Source organism: Stenotrophomonas sp. Sm6012 (assembly GCF_030985895.1).
GTDB lineage: Bacteria > Pseudomonadota > Gammaproteobacteria > Xanthomonadales > Xanthomonadaceae > Stenotrophomonas > Stenotrophomonas forensis.
On sequence record NZ_JAPTFX010000009.1, the window covers coordinates 1 to 17,214 of the forward strand.

Consider the following 17,214-nt stretch of genomic DNA (forward strand, 5'->3'; position numbering starts at 1 on the left):
GCCGCTGGCCGGCAACCTCATGAACTCCGGGGAGACCCTGCAGATGCCGGCCAGCGGCCGGCACTACCGGTCGGCAACCGACCCATGCCCGCTTTGCTATCCTTTCCGCCCACGCCAGGGAGCTGTCCCGATGCCATCGCTGTCACCTCGTCGCCCGCTGGTGCTGCTGGCCTTGATCGTCGTGATGGCGGCGATCTTCCTGATCGACACCGTCACCGACTACGCCGTTGCGGCGGCGTGTTTCTACGCAGCGGTCATCCTCGCCGCCTCGCGCGTGCTGAGCGCACGTGGGCTGATCGCGCTGGCTCTTGCCTGCATCGCGCTGACCGCTCTCAGCTTCTTCCTGACCCGCTTCGGCACCTACCGCATCGGCCTGGTCAATTCGGTGATCGGCATGCTGGTGATCGGCATCACCACCTACCTGGCCTTGAACATGGAAGCGGCCAAGGCGGCGGTGCAGGAAGCACAAGGGCGATTGCTGCGGGTCGCGCGCGCGTCCACCGTGGGCGAGCTGACCACCTCCATCGCGCACGAGGTGAACCAACCGCTGGCGGCCATCGCCAGCAGTGCCGAGGCCTGCCAGCGCTGGCTGGCGCAGGACCCGCCGAACGTAGACAAGGCGCGGCAGACCGTGGCCCGCATCCTGGCCGATGCGCACCGCGCCGGCGACGTGATCGCGCGCATCCGCGGCCTGACCCAGGGTGCTGCGCCGGAGCGACGTGCCTTCGATCTGAACCAGGCGGTGGAAGAAATGCTGGCACTGTCGCGCAGCGAGCTGGATCGGCATGGCGTGGCGGTGGCGCTGCTGCTGGATGCCGACCTGCCACCGGTGCAGGCCGACCGGGTGCAGGTGCAGCAGGTGATCGGCAACCTGATCCTCAATGCCGTCGACGCGATGGAAACAGTGCCTGCCGCTGACAGGCGCCTGTCGCTGCTGACCCAGCGCGACGGCCAGCGGATCAGCCTCAGTGTGCGCGATCGCGGTGTCGGCCTCCCCGCCGACCATCCCGAGCGTGTGTTCGATGCGTTCTGGACCACCAAGTCGCACGGTCTTGGCCTCGGCCTCAGCCTCAGCCGTTCGATGATCGAAGCCAACGACGGCCAGATCCGCGCCGAGCGCCCGAGCGGCGGCGGGGCCTGCTTCGTCTTCGACCTGCCCATCGCCACGGATGTCGCTCATGCGTAAGCCCACTGCCCCGGTTGCCGATCCGACACCGATCGTCTACGTGATCGACGACGACCCCTCGGTGCGCGCGGCGCTTGAGGATCTGTTGGCTTCGATGGGACTGCAGGTAAGGGCCTTCGCCTCCAGCCAGGCGTTCCTGGACCACGAACTGGATGATGCACCGGCCTGCCTGGTGCTGGATGTGCGCATGCCCGGCCAGAGTGGGCTGGAGTTCCATCGCAGCATGGGCACGTATGGCCTGCAGCTGCCGGTGGTGTTCATCACCGGCCACGGCGATATTGCGATGGGCGTGAACGCGATCAAGGACGGCGCCATCGAGTTCCTGACCAAGCCGTTCCGTGACCAGGAGCTGCTGGATGCGATCCACAAGGGCATCGAGATCGACCGCCAGCGCCGCCGTGACGGCGAGGCACTCGATGCCCTGCAGCAGCGCTGGAACACGCTCAATGCCGGTGAGCGCGAGGTGGTCGATGGCGTGGTGCGCGGGCGGCTCAACAAGCAGATCGCCGGCGACCTGGCGGTCAGCGAGATCACGGTGAAGGTGCGTCGCGCACAGGTGATGCGCAAGATGGGCGCGCGCAATCTGGTCGATCTGGTGCGGATGTACGACCGCTTGCAGGCGGGCACGCCCTGACCCCGCAGCAAGGCAGGGCGGTCGGCAGCATCGCCCCGGATTCCGCCTGCGCTATTTCCGGGTGGCCAGCACGATCACCAGCACGACGCTGAACTTGTCGACCACCGCGACCTTGGCCAGTTCACCACTCTGCAGCGCGCGGAAGTAGACCAGCCATGAGGCGCCGGTCGCCAGGGAGGAGAGCACCCGGAACAGCTGGGTGCGCCCCGGCAGCAGCAGCGGGTTGGACCACTTGCCGGTGACCACCACCAGCGGCAGGATCACCGCCGCCACGATCAGGGTGCGGATGGCCATGGCAAGGTCCGAGTCGACGCCCTTGACGCCGATCTTGGCGAACAGCGCGGTCAGCGCCGCGAAACACGCCGACAATCCGGCCCAGACCAGCCACTGGGGAACATTCTGCATGTCGCGCCACTCCCGCGTCGAAGAGCCCTGCCGACAACGCTACTCCCATCGCCTGCCGGCGCAAGCCGTGCCGTACCAGCTGTGGATCAGGTGCGCTGCAGGCGGCGCTTCACGCGTGCATCCATCAGCCCCACCGCCAGCAGCACCGCGCTGGTCAGCCAGCCGGCGGCCAGCAGAGGGGTCTGCGGCAACAGTACGCCCAGCACGCCGAGCGCGACGGCACCGAACAGGTGCGAACGCGGCGCGTGCCCGTAGACCACGCGCTTGTATAGCGCGCTGCCCAGCAGATAGATCAGCGGGCCCGCCACCATCACGGTGGCGTACACCGTGGTGACGGCCGCCGCCGGGTGGTCCATCACCAGGTCGTTGCCCACTGCGGTGGCGATGATGCCGGCGATCAGCAGCGCGTGCACGTAACGGAAGTTGGCGCCCATCCGCCCGGGGTCTTCGGCATGGGTGATGGCCTCGGTGGCATCGCGGCTGGAGATGCCGAAGTACAGCCACCACATGGCAATCGTGCCGGCGAACGTGGCCAGCACCGCCGAGACCACTTCGCCGCTCCAGTGCTCGACTTCACTGAGCACGCCGCCGGTGGCCAGCAGGGTTTCGCCCAGCGCCACGATGACGAACAGCTGGCAGCGCTCGGCCAGATGCCCGCCCTCGATGGTCCAGTCGCGGGTGTGCGAGCGGCCCATGCCCGGAAACGCGAAACCGAACATCGGCGAGATGTACTCGCAGGCCACCGCCACCGCCCACAACGCCAGGCGCAGAGCGCCATCGGCCGCGGCACCGGCCAGCCAGAAGCACGCCGAAACGCTGACCCAGGCCAGCATGCGGCGGAAGTTGGGGGCCAGCGGATGGTTGCTACCGACCTCGAACAGGACGAAAGCCGTGCGCCCCACCTGCATCGTGGCGTAGGCCCCCGCGAACATCCAGGCCCGGTCGGCAAACGCCTCGGGAATGGACGAAGACATCAGCAGCGCCAGCAGCATGGTGGCAAACAGCAGGCCGCGGATGCGCGGCGCCTGCGGGTCGAACCAGTTGCTGACCCAGCAGGCGTACTGCCAGCCCAGCCAGACCGCGAACCAGAGCACCAGGGTCTGCAGCACGCCGGCCAGATCAAGGTGGTGCAGCAGGTGGTGGCTGAGCTGGGTGACCGCAAACACATAGACCAGGTCGAAGAACAGTTCTTCGTAGGTCACGCGGGCATGGTGGCCATCGCGATGGCGCAGCGCGGGCAGGCGCAGTCGGGTGCTCATGGCCGGCCTTCAGCGCGCCAGGCGCCAGTACAGCAGGCCCGCCAGCAGTGCCGGCACGGCGAACACCAGCAACAGGATCGGCAGTTCCTCGCGCACGCTGTAGCCGGCCTTGCTGACCCCTATCCACATGTTGACCACCGATACCAGCAGCCAGGTGGCGATGAACGCGATCAGCGCGGCAGGCAGCTGCGGGCTGCCCACGCTCCAGAGCCGGCCGAACAGCAGGAACACGCCCAGCAGCAGGACGCCGGCGGTGATCACCAGAAGCACATGCATATAACGATCTCCTTGGGCCTGCAGGCAGGCTAGCCCGCGCCGATTCTGCGCTCCAGCCGATGATCGTGGTTTCACTCTCCAGCCGCTGCGAACAATCAATGGCTGCCGGCACATAGCAAACGCGAACAGTTCCCATTAGTATTGCGTCATCGTGCAGGGATGCCCTCCCTGCGGCCGCCCTTCACCCCCTGTTGCCGGTCCGGATGTCCCAGCTGCCCTCGCCTCACCCGCCCGCGCTGCCGCTGGTGTCTTCGCTGGTGCGCCACTACGAGGAACTGGTGGACTACCTGCGCCGCCGCTTCCGCTCGCCCGGGCTGGCCCGCGAGGTGGTGCACGACGTCTGCGTGCGCCTGCTGGAGCGCCCGCCGCTGCACGATGCACGGCAGCCGATCGCGCTGCTGCGCCGGATCGCGCATGACGCGGCGGTTGATCGCTGCCGCGCCGAGGATCTGCGCCGGCACTGGGTGGAAGCGCGAGCCGAGCTGCCGGACGATGCCTGCCCCCGGCCCGGGCCCGAGCAGCAGGCCCAGGGCCTGCAGGCGCTGCAGCAATTGAGCGCGACCATCGAGCGCATGCCGTGCCGGCGCCAGCAGGTGTTCATCCTGCACAAGATCCACGCACTGCCCCAGGCCGAGGTCGCGCTGCGGATGGGTATCGGCCTGAAGGCGGTGGAACGCCACCTGCGCCTGGCCATGGCCGACTGCCGCCGGCAGGCCATGCAGCAATGAGGCGTACACCCGGGCCTCCCACGCGGCCGCAGCCGTCGCAGGCTGCCACCACCGATGAACTGCTCGACCAGCATCGCGATGCGCTGAAGGAACGGTTTCCGCTGCCGGATCCGAAAACGCTGCAGCGTCGTCGCGGCGGCCGTGCCGCCAAGGTCGTGCTGCCCGCACTGGCGCTGATGGCCGGCGCGCTGTTGCTGGTCGATCCGGCCTGGCAGGTGCAGGACCATCGCACGGCGGCAGGCGAACGCCGCGCTCTCGATCTGGCCGACGGCAGCCACCTGCTGCTCGATGCCGGCACCCACCTGCAGGTGCGTCGCCACCTGCGTTCACGGCAGGTGGTGTTGATCCAGGGGCGCGTCCGCTTCCAGGTGCAGCATTCCGCATGGCGACGCTTCGAGGTCGATGCCGGGCCCGTGCACGTGCGCAACTACGGCACGGTGTTCGATGTGGATCGCCAGGGCGATCTGAGCGAAGTGACCCTGTGGCGCGGCGAGGTGGGGGTACGCGCCGAGGGCAGCGATGCCGAGCAGCGCCTGAAGCCCGGCCAGCGCCTGCTGGCGCAGCCGGGGTCGATCTCTCCGCCCGAGGCGATCGACACCGACCCGGCCGACTGGACCACCGGGCGGCTGCAGTTCGATCGGCTGCCGCTGGTGGAGGTGTTGCGGATCCTGCAGCGCTATCACGACCGTCCGATCGTGCTGGATGACCCCACCCTGGGCCCGCTGCAGGTGTCCGGCGTGTTCGACGCCGACCGCGCCGACACCGCCGTGGCACTGCTGCCGGAGATCCTGCCGGTACAGGTACACGCCGCCGCCGATGGCAGCCTGCACCTGCGCAGGCGCGATTGATCGCGATTGATCACCTCGGCAAGGGTGGGTTGCGCGCCGCCCCATCCGGCAGGTGCGTGAACCCCTCAGAAGGACCCCGCATGACCCGCCCTGTTTCGCCCGCCGCACTGCGTCGGCTGGCGCCCTCCCTGCTCGCCGCCTGCCTCTGCGCTGCCCTGCCCACTGCCACACACGCCGCCGCGCCTGCACCGATGGAGCTGCATCTGCCCGCCGGCCCGCTGCAGTCCTCGCTCAACACACTGGCGCGGCAGAGTGGCATCCAGCTGCTGTTCGCCGCCGACAGCGTGAGCGGCCGCACGGCCCCGGCGCTGGATGGCCGCTACACCCCGCGCGACGCCCTGCAGCGGCTGTTGGCGGGACAGGGCCTGGCCCTGCAGGAACGTTCGCCGGGCGTCTTCGTGGTCAGCGCCGCGGCAGCGCCAGCGCCGGCAAAGGCCAATGCCCCGGCGCGCGCGCCTGCGGCTGCGACACCGACCTCACTGGCCCGCGTCACGGTATCGGCCTCGACCGCGCGCATGCCGCAGGGCGAGACCGCCATGCCCAACACCATCACCGTGCTGACCCGCGAAGACATCGTGCAGCAGCTGGCGCTGGGTTCGGACGTCTCGCGCGTGCTGTCCTCGCAGATTCCGGCCTTCGCGCCGGCGCGCGAGAAGATGTCCAACTACGGCGAAACGATGCGTGGCCGCGGCATCCTGTACATGGTCGATGGCGTACCGCAGTCGACGCCGCTGCGCGATGGCTCGCGTGACTCGCACACCATCGACCCGGCGATGATCGAACGCATCGAGGTCATCCATGGTGCCAACGCGCTGCAGGGCATCGGCGGCACCGGCGGCATCGTCAACATCATCACCCGCAGCGCGCCCAGCGAGCCCGGTGCATTCCTGCTTGACACCCACATCAGCTACAGCAGCGCCCTGCCCAGCCGCCGCGATGACAGTGGCCAGCGCGGTTCTGCGCTGGTCGGTGTGCGCGGTGAGCAGTTCGACCTGGTCGCCGGCCTGGCCTATGAGAAACAAGGCCTGTTCCATGATGGCGAGGGCCGTTCGATCGGCACCAATGCACAGGGCGAGCTGATGGATTCGACCTCGTCGAACGTGTTCGCCAAACTCGGCTGGACCATTGCCGAGGGCCATCGGCTGCAGGTGATGGCCAACCGCTACGAACTGCGCGGGCTGGACAACTACCTGGCGGTCAACGGTGATTACCGCACCGGCCGGCCGACGATTTCGGTGCGCGGTGACACGCCGCTGGAGCCGCCGATGAACCGCTCGCGCTCGCTGACCCTGGACTACAGCGCTGCCGACCTGCTCGGTGGCCGCTTCCAGGCGCAGGCGTTCGCGGTCGATTTCGAAGGCCGCTATGGCGCCAGCCAATGGGACCCGTGGGGCAACACCGGCGCCAACGCTGCGTGGGACCAGACCCAGAACGAATCGGACAAGCGCGGCTTCAAGCTGACCCAGAGCTGGACCCGCATCGCCGATACCACGCTGGACGTGACCCTGGGCCTGGACGGCCTGCGCGACCGCACCCACCAGGTGCTGCTGGCCAGTGGCATGAACTGGGTGCCGCAGACCACTTACCAGAGCCTGTCACCGCTGCTGCAGCTGCATTGGTGGCCGACCGACCACCTGATGCTGTCCGGCGGCGTGCGCTATGAAAAGGGCGAGCTGGACGTCGGCGACTACACCACCCTGCCCCGCTATGGCGCGCGCAAGGTGGCCGGCGGCAAGCCGTCCATGAGCGAGACCCTGCCCAACTTCGGCGCGGTCTGGTACCTCAATGATCGCCTCAATGCGTACGCCTCCTACTCGGAGGGTTACACGGTGGCCGACGTCGGCCGCGTGCTGCGCGCGATCAACCGTGACGGCCAGCGCGTGGACAGCCTGATCGACCTGTCCCCGGTCGTGTCGGACAACCGCGAAATCGGGCTGGAGTACGACGATGGCCGCTTCAGCGGTGACATCGCCTACTACACCTCCGAATCGAAGCTCGGCTCGGTACTGGTCTACGACCCGGGCATCGACGCCTACGCGGTGCAGCGCCAGGCCACCCGCGTGGAAGGCTTCGAGACCAACCTGCGCCTGCGCCTCGGCGACAGCCGCCTCGGCCTGGGCTACGCACGCGCCAACGGCCGCTACGATGCCAACCTCGATGGCCGCCTCGACAGCGATCTGGCCGGCGTCAACATCGCGCCGAACCGGCTGACCGCGTTCTGGGAGCAGAACTGGACGCCGCAGCTGAGCACGCGACTGCAGGCCAGCCGCGCAGTCGACCGCGACTTCGACCTGCAGGGCGCGCGGGTAGCCGAGTTCAAGGGCTACACCACCGTGGACCTGGTCGCGCGCTATGCGCTGGACAAGCACAGCTTCACCCTGGGCGTGCAGAACCTGGCCAACAGGCAGTACATCAGCTACTACTCGCAGACCACGCCGTCGAACCCGAGTTACTTCTCCGGCCGTGGGCGGGTGCTGACGCTGGGCTGGCAGTACCGCTACTGATCCATGGCGCCCTTATGGGAGCCATGAAATCTATGCGGAACGCGATGAAGGAGGCCCGTGCTAGTTTCTGGGCCTCCTTCAAGCGGACCTGGACCATGCGCTCTTCCCTGCTCGCCCTCACCCTGGCTGCTGCACTGCCGGCCGCCCACGCGGCGGCCGCCGAAACACCGCTGCCGCAGCTGCGGGCATACACCGTGGATGCGTCCTGGCTGAAGCCGATGGCACCGCTGCAGATTGCCGACCACACCTGGCAGATCGGCACCGATAACCTGACCGCGCTGCTGGTACAGACCAGCGAAGGCGCGGTGCTGCTGGACGGCGGCATGCCACAGATGGCCGGCCACCTGCTCGACAACCTGAAGGCGCGCGGCGTGGCAGCGCAGGACCTGCGGCTGATCCTGCTCAGCCATGCACATGCCGACCACGCCGGGCCGGTGGCGGAACTGAAGCGCCGTACCGGTGCACGCGTAGTGGCCAACGCAGAGTCAGCCGTCCTGCTGGCGCGCGGCGGCAGTGATGACCTGCACTTCGGTGATGACATCACCTATCCGCCGGCCAGCGCCGACCGCATCGTCATGGATGGCGAGGTGGTCACCGTCGGCGGCATCGCCTTCACCGCGCACTTCATGCCCGGGCACACCCCGGGCAGCACGGCCTGGACCTGGACCGACACGCGCGATGGCAAGCCGGTGCGCATCGCCTATGCCGACAGCCTGAGCGCGCCGGGCTACCAGCTGCGTGGCAACGTCCGCTATCCGCGTTTGATCGAGGACTACACGCGCAGCTTCGCCACCGTGCGCGGCCTGCCCTGCGACCTGCTGCTGACGCCACACCCGGGCGCCAGCCACTGGGACTATGCCGCCGGCAGCAAGGCAGGTGCCAATGCACTGACCTGCAAGGCCTACGCGGATGACGCCGAAGCGAAGTTCAACGCGCAGCTGGCCAAGCAGGCGGAAGCGCGCCCCTGAGGGTGAGGCGGCAACACTGCCGCCCCACCCGTGCTTCTATCGGCGTCAGCCTTCCTGCCCATGCTCGGCGAACGCCTCGATGCTGCCATCGGTGCGCACCAGCTCGACCGTGTACGGCTGCACGTAGCCATCCGGCATCTCCATGCCCGGCGAACCGGCTGGCATGCCCGGCAGCACCAGGCCGCGCACCGCCGGGCGCTCGGCCAGCAGGCGCTTGATGTCCTCGGCGGGCACGTGGCCCTCGACCACGTAGCCGCCGATCTCGGCGGTGTGGCAGGAGCCCTTCCCGGCCGGCACACCCAGCCGGACCTTGATCGGGTTCATGTCATCGGTATCGCGCACCTCCACCTGGAAGCCTTCGGCCTTCAGGTGGTCGACCCAGATGCCGCAGCAGCCGCAGCTGGCGGTCTTGTGCACGACAGCGATCGGCAATGCCGGATCGATCGAGGCCGGGCTGGCCGTGACGGGTGCCGCGGGGGCCTGTCCTGCAGGCGATGCAGCGCTGGCGTCTTCAGCAGCGCGTGCGCAGGCGGCGGTGGCAAGCACGGTGCCCAGCAGCAGGCCGAGGGAGAGAGAACGGTTCATGGGTTGATTCCTTTGCAGATGCGGGCAGTACCGCCCGCCACCGGCGCATCAATGGCGCAGGCAGGGTCGTAAGTAGAATGAGCAGCCATGGCAGGCGCTTGCGCGCCTGCAGGAATCAATCGATGGGTGGCCGCAACGGGTCCGGCAAAGGCGGCGGCGCGCGTTGCGCCGCGTTGAACGGCATAGGCGCCTCGCGCCAGGGCGACGCGGGCGTTCCATTCAACGTGGCCAGCATGCCCAGGCAGGCCGGTGGGCATTCGCACTCACCGCTTGCGCAGAGCGTTGATGCCGCTTCGTCGCAGCATCCGTCCATGGCAGTGGAATGCGGGGCGACGCAATGCCCTGCTGTAGGCACCGATGCATCCGGCAACGACGCAAGCGCCAGCGCCGGTGCATTCAGCGCCAGGGCAACAAGCAGCATCCATCGCAGCAGCAGGCCAGGCAGGTTCACGCGTCGATGATAGCCGATGCGCGCATCAGGCCGTCGCCGCCGCCATCGCACGCATTCTTACCGGAATCGACTTGGCCGCCGGGGTGCCGCTGATCCGGTCGTAGTAGTCCAGCGGCAGCAGTGGATTCAGTTCGGGGTAGTAGCCGGCCAGCGCGCCGCGCGGCATCGGGTAGTCCAGCACGGTCAGGCCATCGATGCGCCGGCTCACGCCATCGCGGCTGATCGTCTCCAGGCTGACCTGCGCTTCCTTCTGCAGCCCGCGCGCCAGCCGATCCTCGATGTTCATGAACAGCACCATGCGATCGTTGTACACGCCGCGGTAGCGGTCGTTGTAGCTGTAGATGGTGGTGTTGTACTGGTCGTGCGAGCGCACCGTGGCCAGCCGCAGCATCTCGGGGTCATCCACCGGCTCGTCCACGTCCAGGCCGGGCATCAGCAGGATGTTGGCCTTGCCATTGGGCGTGGGCCACACCCGGCGGCGCGGCGGAATATCCAGGTGGAAGCCATGCGGCTGCTGGATGCGCTGGTTGAAGCCGGTGTAGATCTCCGGGTACACCGCTGCGATCAGGTCGCGGATCGGGGCGTAGTCGTGCATGCACGCGGCCCAGTCGACTTTGCTGCCAGGCAGCGTTGCCATCGCCATGCGGCAGACGATCTCGACCTCCGGCAGCACCTCGGCACTGACAGGCTCCAGCACACCGCGCGAAGCAGTCACGTTCGACATCGCATCCTCGATGGTGACGAACTGCTCGCCGGCCGGCGTCACGATACGTTCCGAGCGCGCCACCACCGGCAGGATCAACGCATCGCGGCCATGCACCAGATGCCCACGATTGAGTTTGGTGGCGATGCCGACGGTCAGCTCGAGGCCACGCATCGCCTCATAGGCACGCGGCGTATCGGGCACGGCATGGATGAAATTGCCACCCAGGCCGATGAACACCTTGGCGCTGCCATCCAGCATCGCTTCGATCGACTCGACCACATGGTGGCCGTGCTCACGTGGCGGATCGAAGCCGAACACCTGCTGCACGCGGTCCAGGTAGGCCGGCTTGGGCTTCTCGTCGATGCCGACGGTGCGGTCACCCTGCACGTTGGAGTGGCCGCGGATCGGCCCGATGCCGGCACCGGGCTTGCCGAAGTTGCCGCGCAGCATCAGCAGGTTGGCCACCTGCTGCAGCAGGCGCGAGCCGTACTGGTGCTGGGTCAGGCCCATGCCGTAACAGATCACGGTGGCGTTGGAGCGGATGTAGATCTCCGCACAGCGGCGGATCTGCGCTTCGGAGATGCCGGAAACGCGAACGAGATCGTCCCAGTCCTGCGCCATCACATCGTCGCGCAGCGCATCCAGGCCCACGGTGTGTTCGGCCAGGAAGTCGTGGTCGAGCACACGCTCGCCCTGCGCCTCGCGCTCGAACATCACCTTCATCATGCCCTTGATCAGCGCCAGGTCGCCACCGATGCGGATGTGCACGAACTCGCTGCTGATTTCGGTGGAACCCAGCGTGGCCATCTGCACCACGTCCTGCGGCTCGGCGAAGCGGATCAGCGCGCGCTCTGGCATCGGATTGACGGCCACGATCGGAATGCCACGTTTGCGCGCTTCGACCAGATTGCTCATCATCCGCGGCGAATTGGTGCCGGTGTTCTGGCCGATCACGAAGATCGCCTCGGCATGCTCGAAGTCCTGTAGCACGATGGTGCCCTTGCCCACGCCGATGGCCGGCGGCAGGCCACGGCTGGTCGGCTCGTGGCACATGTTCGAGCAGTCCGGGAAATTGTTGGTGCCGAACTCGCGCACGAAGATCGAGTACAGGAACGCCGCTTCATTGGGCGTGCGGCCGGAGGTATAGAACTCGGCCTGGTGCGGGCTGTCCAGCGCCTGCAGGTGGCGGCCGATCAGCGCGAAGGCCTCGTCCCAGCTGCACGGCACGTAGTGATCGGTGGCCGCGTCGTAGCGCATCGGCTCGGTCAACCGGCCCTGCATCTCCAGCCAGTAGTCGGTCTGCGCCATCAGCTCGGTGACGGTGTGCTGCGCGAACAGCTCACGACCGGCACGGAACTGGGTGGCTTCCCAGGCCAGCGCCTTGGCGCCGTTCTCGCAGAATTCCAGCTTCCTGCGCTCGTCGGCATCGGGAAACGCACAGCTCGGGCACTTGAAGCCGCCCGGCTGGTTCATCGCCAGCAGCGCCTTCGAGCCCTTGCCGATCACGCTCTGCTGCAGCAGCACCTTGGCGGTGGCGCCGGCGGCACCCCAGCCACCGGCCGGCTGGTTGTAGGGCTTGTAGCGCGGCGGCTTCTGCTCGGACATGTTCGGGAACCTGGCGGGAGGAACGCAACAACAGAACGGCGCGGAGTGCGGGCGTGCTGCCTTTCGGCCGCTCGCCAAGCCCTACAGTCAAACACGGTCCATGCGGCTGCGCCAGAGGCTGGAACCGATTGCAGCGAAGCGTTTCATGACAACGGTTACCGCCGCGTCAGCGCTCGGCCACTGCGCTATTCTCGATGCCGTGGGTGGTCCACCACCTGCGTTTCTCCCTTGCCCGGATGCGCTGCATGCCTGACTCGACCCCGCCGCACACCCCGCCTGCCGGCACGGCCCAGCGCCCGATGCAGCGCTGGCGCAGCGAGGGGCAACAGCAGCAGGTCGACGTGGTGGCCGAGGAAGTGCCGGTCGCGCTGCGCTACAACGGCGCCGCCTTCGCGGTAATGATGGCCACCCCGTGTGACCTGGAGGACTTCGCGCTGGGCTTCTCGCTCAGCGAAGGATTGATCACTGCGCCGTCGCAGCTGTTGACCATCGATGTGCGGCCCCAGCTGGAGGGCATCGAGCTGCAGATGACGGTGACCGACGACGCACCCGGCGCCGATCTGGACCCGGCCAACGGGCGCCTGCTGCCCGGCCGTGGCGGCTGTGGCCTGTGTGGCACCCGCCAACTGGAGGACGTACTGCGTCCGCTGCCGCAGATCCGCGGACGCCGCACCTATCCGCATGCCGCGCTGCAACGGGCATTGGCCACCCTGTCGCAGCACCAGCCGATGAACGAAGTCAGTGGTTCCACCCATGCTGCGGCCTGGGCCGACGCCAGCGGGCGGATCGGCTGGGTGCGCGAGGATGTCGGCCGGCACAATGCGCTGGACAAGCTGATCGGCGCGCTGCACCACAACGAACACGTCATCGACGGCGGCCTGCTGGTGATCTCCAGCCGCGCCAGCTACGAGATGGTCAGCAAGGCGGTGCGTGCCGGCGCCAGCGTACTGGCCGCGGTCTCGGCGCCGACCGCGCTGGCGATCGACCTGGCCCGAAGCGCCGGGCTGTGCCTGGTCGGGTTCGCGCGCGAGAACGGATTCAACGTGTACACCCATCCCGAACGGTTGCAGGCGGACGACGACACGGCGGTCTGATACCGGCCGGGAGCACCTTGCCCCCGGCCGAGGCATGCCTCAGCGCAGCGCCACCTTCGGGAAATCCACCGGCACGTCGAACGCTACGTTGACGTAGTTGGTGAACAGGTTGAGTGCCACGTGGGCGAGGATTTCGACGATCAGCTCATCGTCGAAGCCCGCTGCGCGCAGCGCCTGCACATCGCCATCGGTGATCTGTGCGCGCTGCTCGACCACTTTCAGTGCGAAGTCCAGTGCGGCGGCCGTGGCCGGATCGCTGGACTGGCCGATCTGCGCGGCGGCCATCTGTTCGCCACTGGCGCCGGCCTTGCGACCCAGCGCGGTGTGTGCGGCCAGGCAGTACTCGCAGGCATTGCGGTTGGCGATGGCCACGGCGATCTGCTCGCCCAGCAACGGTGACAGGCGGCCAGCGCCCAGCGCGCCGAACGCCCCCCACATGCTCTGCAGCGCGGCCGGGGAATTGGCCACGGCACGGAACATCGCTGGGGTGGCACCGAAGGCGGCATGCACCTGGCCCAGCAGGGCCTGGCGGTTGGCGGTGGTGGCGGAGGCATCGATCAGGGGGACACGGGACATGGAGGATCTCCTTGGGAAAGCGCCCGGGATTGGACGACCCGGCCATCCTAGGTAGACTCCATGGACACATCAGGCCATATCGGCCGCTTGTATTGTCCATTCGTCCATGAACGCTTCTGCAATCCAGACAGATGCCTCCGCGCCTGACCGGCTGTCCTCGCTGCTGGAGCGTTTCCGCGTGCAGGCCGCGCTGTTCCACAGCGGGCCGCTGTGTGGACGCCATGTCTTCGAGCCGCAGCCCGGGCGCGCATTCCTGCACATCCTTCGCCAGGGCGAGATGGAGGTCCGCCATCCCGATGGCGATACCGCACTGCCACGACTGAAGATCGACAGCCCCAGCCTGCTGCTGTACCCGCAGCCGCTGCACCACGTGTTCCACAACGCGCCGCTGGAGGGCCCGGACTTCACCTGCGCCACGCTGGATTTCGATGGTGGTGCGCGCAATCCGATCGTGCAGTCACTGCCGCCGGTGATGGTGGTGCCGCTGGCTGCGATCAGCGAACTGGACGACACCCTGCACCTGCTGTTTGCCGAGGCTGATCGCCAACGCTGTGGTTCACGGCTGCTGACCAACCGCCTGTTCGAAGTGGCGTTGATCCAGATCCTGCGCTGGGTGGTCGATCACCCGGATGCGGCGGGTGTCAGCGATGGGCTGATGCGCGGCCTGTCCGATGCAAGGCTGGCGCGCACGCTGGTCGCAATGCACCAGGCGCCACAGCACGAATGGACGCTGCCGCGAATGGCGGCCACCGCCGGCATGTCGCGCAGCGCCTTCGCGGCAGTGTTCAAGGAGGTGATGCAGGCGACACCCGCGAGCTACCTGCTGGACTGGCGGCTGAGCCTGGCCTGCGCGCAGCTGCGTGCGGGCGTGGCGGTCAAGCAGGTCGCCATCGAGGTGGGGTTTGCCGATACCGCGTCGTTGTCGAAGGCCTTCCGCAAGCGGCTGGGGGCGTCGCCACGGGCGTGGTTGGCCGCGAGCGCAGCGCAGGCTGGGTAAATGGGTAAGGGGTAGAGTCGACCGCTGGTCGACTATCGCGCGAAGCGCAGGGGTTTCGTGGCCTGGCCGAAGAGCAGCCGACCAGCGGTCGGCTCTACCACGGGTGATGTCGGCGCGTTCGTGGCCTGACCGAAGGGCAGCCGACCAGCGGTCGGCTCTACCAAGAGCAATGCCCGCGCGATGGCCGATGGCCTAGCTGGCCGCCCCACCCGGCTTCGCCAGCAACCCGGCGATGCGTTCGACCACCTGGGCACGCACGCTTTCGTCCAGCTGCCCTTCGTACATCGCTTCGTAGATCCACAGGCCATCGGCCGCCAGCCGCGCCACGAAATTGTCCAGCGCGGCCGGGTCGTCCTGCCCGGGTGAAGGCGGCAACGGCGCCCAGCGTCGTACGGCCGGGCCCCACGGGCGCTCATCGGCATCCGGGTCAGCCGATTCGAGCATGAACATCAGCTCGGCACGGGTGGCGCTCTGCGCCGACACCCTCACGAAGGTCTGGTAGCGCTCCAACGCCGTCGCTTCGCCGGCGCGCTTGCCCAGCAGCGCTTCCATCGACGCTTCCCAGGCCTGCACCAGGTGCTCGTCGATGCCGCGCAGCAGCGCCTCGCGCGAAGGGAAGTGGTACAGCAGGCCGCCGCGGGTCAGCTGGGCCTCGGCCGCCACCGACTCGAAAGTCACCGCACGCACGCCGTCACGATTGATCACGTTGACGGCGGCGTCGAGGATGCGCTCGCGCTTGCTGGTTCTCATCGCATCATTTTACGCGATCGGCCGCGCCCTCGCGGCTGCCGACGCGGCCACGCAGCAGGCGCGCGATGATCGTCGCACCGACCGCCAGCATCACCGTGATCACCAGCAGCACGATCTGGTAGCCGCGGTCGTACGCGGCCGTGGCCAGCGTGAACCACTCGCCCTGCCCGCTCTCGCGTGCCACATGCAGGGCCTGGGTGAAGCCCTCGCGTACCAGCGCCGGCATGTCGGCCGAGGCCGGCAGGAAGGCGCTGTACATCGCCGCGCTCAGGCTGCCCAGCATCGCCACCGCCAGCAGGCCACCGAATTCGTACGACACCTCTTCCACCGACGAGGCCATGCCCGCGCGGTGTGCCGGCACGTTGTTGAGGATGGCGGTGGACGCCACCGAGATGGCCGAACCCATGCCGAAGCCGGTGATGGCCATGCCGGCCACCACCCAGCCCAGGCCGTGCGGGAAGCCGAACGCAACCACGCCGACACCCACCGCGCCTGCGGCCAGGCCACCGCAGATCAGCGGACGCAGGCCGACCCGGTGCAGGATGCTGCCGCCCAGCAACGCGCTGGGCAGGCTGCCCAGCGCCGCCACCGAGACCAGCAGGCCCGCCTGCAACGGGGTGAAGCCCGCCACCAGCTGGAAGCGCTGGGTGGTGACCAGCTGCAGGCCGGCCATCGCGAACAGGGTGAACACCGCCGACAGCGTGCCGGCCAGGAACGCGGGATTGCGGAAGATCGCGAAGTCCAGCAGCGGGTACGGCAGCTGCTGCTGGCGCCGCGCGAACGCCGCACCGCTGATGAGCGCCAGCAACAGCGCGCCGGCGCCCAGCGCGTACGACGGCGGCGTGGCGATCAGCGACTTGATCGCCAACACCAACCCGGACAGCGCAGCCAGCGCCAGCACCGACGACACTAGATCCCATGGGCGCGAGGTATCGCGCTGGCCTTCCGGCGCCAGCAGCAGCGTGGCCACGAAGGCGACCAGCACCACCGGCACGTTGATCAGGAACACCGAGCCCCACCAGAAATGCTGCAGCAGCCAGCCACCGATGATCGGGCCGAGCGCGGCGCCGACGATCGCCACCGAGCCCCAGATCGCGATGGCGATGTTGCGCTCGCGCTCTTTGTGGAAGCTCAGGCCGATCAGCGCCAGCGTGGCCGGCATCATCGCCGCCGCACCCACCGCCAGGAACGCGCGCGCGGCGATCAGCTGCGCGGCACTCTCCGCGAATGCCGCGGCCAGCGAGGCAACACCGAACACCACCAGGCCGATCAGGAACATGCGGCGGTGGCCGATGCGGTCGCCGAGCGTGCCGGCGCCGAGCAGCAGGCCGGCCATCACCAGCGGATAGGCATTGATGATCCACAGCGCCTGGCCGGCGCTGGCCGACAGTTCCTCGGTAAGCGTGGGCAGCGCGGTGTAGAGCACGGAGTTGTCCAGCGTGACCAGCAGCAGGCCGGCGGCCACGGTGAACAACAGCGCCCAGCGACGGGCGCGCGACAGGGCCGGAGCACCGGCCAAGGGCTGGGACAGAGCCATGGGGAAAACCTGATGGGGTGAAGTACCGTCATAACTATACCGGATATCCTGTATAGTTATGACGGTCGGAATCGATCGATTCAGCTTCTGTAGAGGCTAACCTGC

16 protein-coding genes and 1 pseudogene are annotated in these 17,214 nt (G+C 68.1%); 8 read left to right on the forward strand and 9 right to left on the reverse strand.

All coding sequences use genetic code 11. The annotated features are described in order from the left end of the window. The first annotated feature begins 130 nt into the window (after positions 1-130). Together O0J73_RS03135 and O0J73_RS03140 are read left to right on the forward strand one after the other, a co-directional pair. On the forward strand, positions 131-1,186 hold the full coding sequence (locus O0J73_RS03135; RefSeq protein WP_308307967.1) for an ATP-binding protein: 1,056 nt from the start codon (positions 131-133) through the stop codon (positions 1,184-1,186). Continuing rightward, on the forward strand, positions 1,179-1,820 hold the full coding sequence (locus O0J73_RS03140) for a response regulator (protein ID WP_308307968.1): 642 nt from the start codon (positions 1,179-1,181) through the stop codon (positions 1,818-1,820). Before O0J73_RS03135 ends, O0J73_RS03140 begins: the two co-directional genes overlap by 8 nt. Positions 1,821-1,883: 63 nt before the next feature. Here O0J73_RS03140 and O0J73_RS03145 read toward each other — a convergent pair. The 3 genes and pseudogenes from O0J73_RS03145 to O0J73_RS03155 all read right to left on the reverse strand — a co-directional run. Next, a pseudogene (locus tag O0J73_RS03145) lies at positions 1,884-2,225 on the reverse strand (EamA family transporter); the annotation flags it as partial. Between the two features lie 86 nt (positions 2,226-2,311). Next, a complete protein-coding gene (locus O0J73_RS03150) occupies positions 2,312-3,484 on the reverse strand; it encodes a low temperature requirement protein A (RefSeq protein ID WP_308307969.1) in 1,173 nt (390 codons plus the stop codon). Positions 3,485-3,493: 9 nt separating this feature from the next. Beyond that, complete coding sequence (locus O0J73_RS03155; RefSeq protein ID WP_006447934.1) at positions 3,494-3,760, reverse strand: hypothetical protein; 267 nt, start codon at positions 3,758-3,760, stop codon at positions 3,494-3,496. A gap of 203 nt (positions 3,761-3,963) precedes the next feature. On the opposite strand from O0J73_RS03155, the gene O0J73_RS03160 reads away from it, so the two are divergent. From O0J73_RS03160 to blaL1, 4 genes are all read left to right on the forward strand, one after another. Then, positions 3,964-4,488, forward strand: coding sequence for an RNA polymerase sigma factor (locus tag O0J73_RS03160; protein ID WP_197563192.1), 525 nt, complete (start codon positions 3,964-3,966; stop codon positions 4,486-4,488). After that, complete coding sequence (locus O0J73_RS03165; protein ID WP_197563194.1) at positions 4,485-5,336, forward strand: FecR domain-containing protein; 852 nt, start codon at positions 4,485-4,487, stop codon at positions 5,334-5,336. Before O0J73_RS03160 ends, O0J73_RS03165 begins: the two co-directional genes overlap by 4 nt. A gap of 80 nt (positions 5,337-5,416) precedes the next feature. Beyond that, complete coding sequence (locus tag O0J73_RS03170; RefSeq protein ID WP_308307970.1) at positions 5,417-7,840, forward strand: TonB-dependent receptor; 2,424 nt, start codon at positions 5,417-5,419, stop codon at positions 7,838-7,840. Positions 7,841-7,935: 95 nt separating this feature from the next. Next, on the forward strand, positions 7,936-8,808 hold the full coding sequence (blaL1, locus tag O0J73_RS03175) for a L1 family subclass B3 metallo-beta-lactamase (protein WP_308307971.1): 873 nt from the start codon (positions 7,936-7,938) through the stop codon (positions 8,806-8,808). A gap of 45 nt (positions 8,809-8,853) precedes the next feature. On the opposite strand, the gene O0J73_RS03180 is transcribed toward blaL1, so the two are convergent. The 3 genes from O0J73_RS03180 to O0J73_RS03190 form a co-directional block, all read right to left on the reverse strand. Continuing rightward, on the reverse strand, positions 8,854-9,393 hold the full coding sequence (locus tag O0J73_RS03180; RefSeq protein WP_308307972.1) for a DUF411 domain-containing protein: 540 nt from the start codon (positions 9,391-9,393) through the stop codon (positions 8,854-8,856). A 115-nt stretch (positions 9,394-9,508) separates the two neighbouring features. After that, entirely contained in the window at positions 9,509-9,844 is a 336-nt protein-coding gene (locus O0J73_RS03185) for a hypothetical protein (protein WP_308307973.1), read from the reverse strand. Positions 9,845-9,869: 25 nt separating this feature from the next. Beyond that, a complete protein-coding gene (locus O0J73_RS03190) occupies positions 9,870-12,155 on the reverse strand; it encodes an FdhF/YdeP family oxidoreductase (RefSeq protein WP_308307974.1) in 2,286 nt (761 codons plus the stop codon). A 245-nt stretch (positions 12,156-12,400) separates the two neighbouring features. Here O0J73_RS03190 and fdhD point away from each other — a divergent pair, with 245 nt between their 5' ends. Further along, on the forward strand, positions 12,401-13,249 hold the full coding sequence (gene fdhD / locus O0J73_RS03195; protein WP_197563204.1) for a formate dehydrogenase accessory sulfurtransferase FdhD: 849 nt from the start codon (positions 12,401-12,403) through the stop codon (positions 13,247-13,249). A 39-nt stretch (positions 13,250-13,288) separates the two neighbouring features. Here fdhD and O0J73_RS03200 read toward each other — a convergent pair whose 3' ends face one another. Next, complete coding sequence (locus O0J73_RS03200) at positions 13,289-13,825, reverse strand: carboxymuconolactone decarboxylase family protein (RefSeq protein WP_197563206.1); 537 nt, start codon at positions 13,823-13,825, stop codon at positions 13,289-13,291. A gap of 106 nt (positions 13,826-13,931) precedes the next feature. Here O0J73_RS03200 and O0J73_RS03205 point away from each other — a divergent pair, with 106 nt between their 5' ends. Then, positions 13,932-14,822, forward strand: a complete 891-nt coding sequence (locus tag O0J73_RS03205; RefSeq protein WP_197563208.1) for an AraC family transcriptional regulator — start codon at positions 13,932-13,934, stop codon at positions 14,820-14,822. Between the two features lie 192 nt (positions 14,823-15,014). On the opposite strand, the gene O0J73_RS03210 is transcribed toward O0J73_RS03205, so the two are convergent. After that, the gene (locus O0J73_RS03210) at positions 15,015-15,572 is read right to left on the reverse strand and encodes a TetR family transcriptional regulator (RefSeq protein WP_006448274.1); all 558 of its coding nucleotides are present in this window, start codon (positions 15,570-15,572) and stop codon (positions 15,015-15,017) included. 4 nt (positions 15,573-15,576) lie between these two features. Then, the gene (locus O0J73_RS03215) at positions 15,577-17,109 is read right to left on the reverse strand and encodes an MFS transporter (RefSeq protein WP_308307975.1); all 1,533 of its coding nucleotides are present in this window, start codon (positions 17,107-17,109) and stop codon (positions 15,577-15,579) included. Positions 17,110-17,214: the final 105 nt, after the last annotated feature.

Coding starts and splice junctions, on each gene's coding strand:
- O0J73_RS03215 (WP_308307975.1), bottom strand. CDS start 17,109: ATGGCTCTGTCCCAGCCCTTGGCCGGTGCTCCGGCCCTGTCGCGCGCC.
- O0J73_RS03205 (WP_197563208.1), top strand. CDS start 13,932: ATGAACGCTTCTGCAATCCAGACAGATGCCTCCGCGCCTGACCGGCTG.
- O0J73_RS03135 (WP_308307967.1), top strand. CDS start 131: ATGCCATCGCTGTCACCTCGTCGCCCGCTGGTGCTGCTGGCCTTGATC.
- O0J73_RS03190 (WP_308307974.1), bottom strand. CDS start 12,155: ATGTCCGAGCAGAAGCCGCCGCGCTACAAGCCCTACAACCAGCCGGCC.
- O0J73_RS03140 (WP_308307968.1), top strand. CDS start 1,179: ATGCGTAAGCCCACTGCCCCGGTTGCCGATCCGACACCGATCGTCTAC.
- O0J73_RS03200 (WP_197563206.1), bottom strand. CDS start 13,825: ATGTCCCGTGTCCCCCTGATCGATGCCTCCGCCACCACCGCCAACCGC.
- O0J73_RS03165 (WP_197563194.1), top strand. CDS start 4,485: ATGAGGCGTACACCCGGGCCTCCCACGCGGCCGCAGCCGTCGCAGGCT.
- O0J73_RS03210 (WP_006448274.1), bottom strand. CDS start 15,572: ATGAGAACCAGCAAGCGCGAGCGCATCCTCGACGCCGCCGTCAACGTG.
- fdhD (WP_197563204.1), top strand. CDS start 12,401: ATGCCTGACTCGACCCCGCCGCACACCCCGCCTGCCGGCACGGCCCAG.
- blaL1 (WP_308307971.1), top strand. CDS start 7,936: ATGCGCTCTTCCCTGCTCGCCCTCACCCTGGCTGCTGCACTGCCGGCC.
- O0J73_RS03180 (WP_308307972.1), bottom strand. CDS start 9,393: ATGAACCGTTCTCTCTCCCTCGGCCTGCTGCTGGGCACCGTGCTTGCC.
- O0J73_RS03170 (WP_308307970.1), top strand. CDS start 5,417: ATGACCCGCCCTGTTTCGCCCGCCGCACTGCGTCGGCTGGCGCCCTCC.
- O0J73_RS03155 (WP_006447934.1), bottom strand. CDS start 3,760: ATGCATGTGCTTCTGGTGATCACCGCCGGCGTCCTGCTGCTGGGCGTG.
- O0J73_RS03160 (WP_197563192.1), top strand. CDS start 3,964: ATGTCCCAGCTGCCCTCGCCTCACCCGCCCGCGCTGCCGCTGGTGTCT.
- O0J73_RS03150 (WP_308307969.1), bottom strand. CDS start 3,484: ATGAGCACCCGACTGCGCCTGCCCGCGCTGCGCCATCGCGATGGCCAC.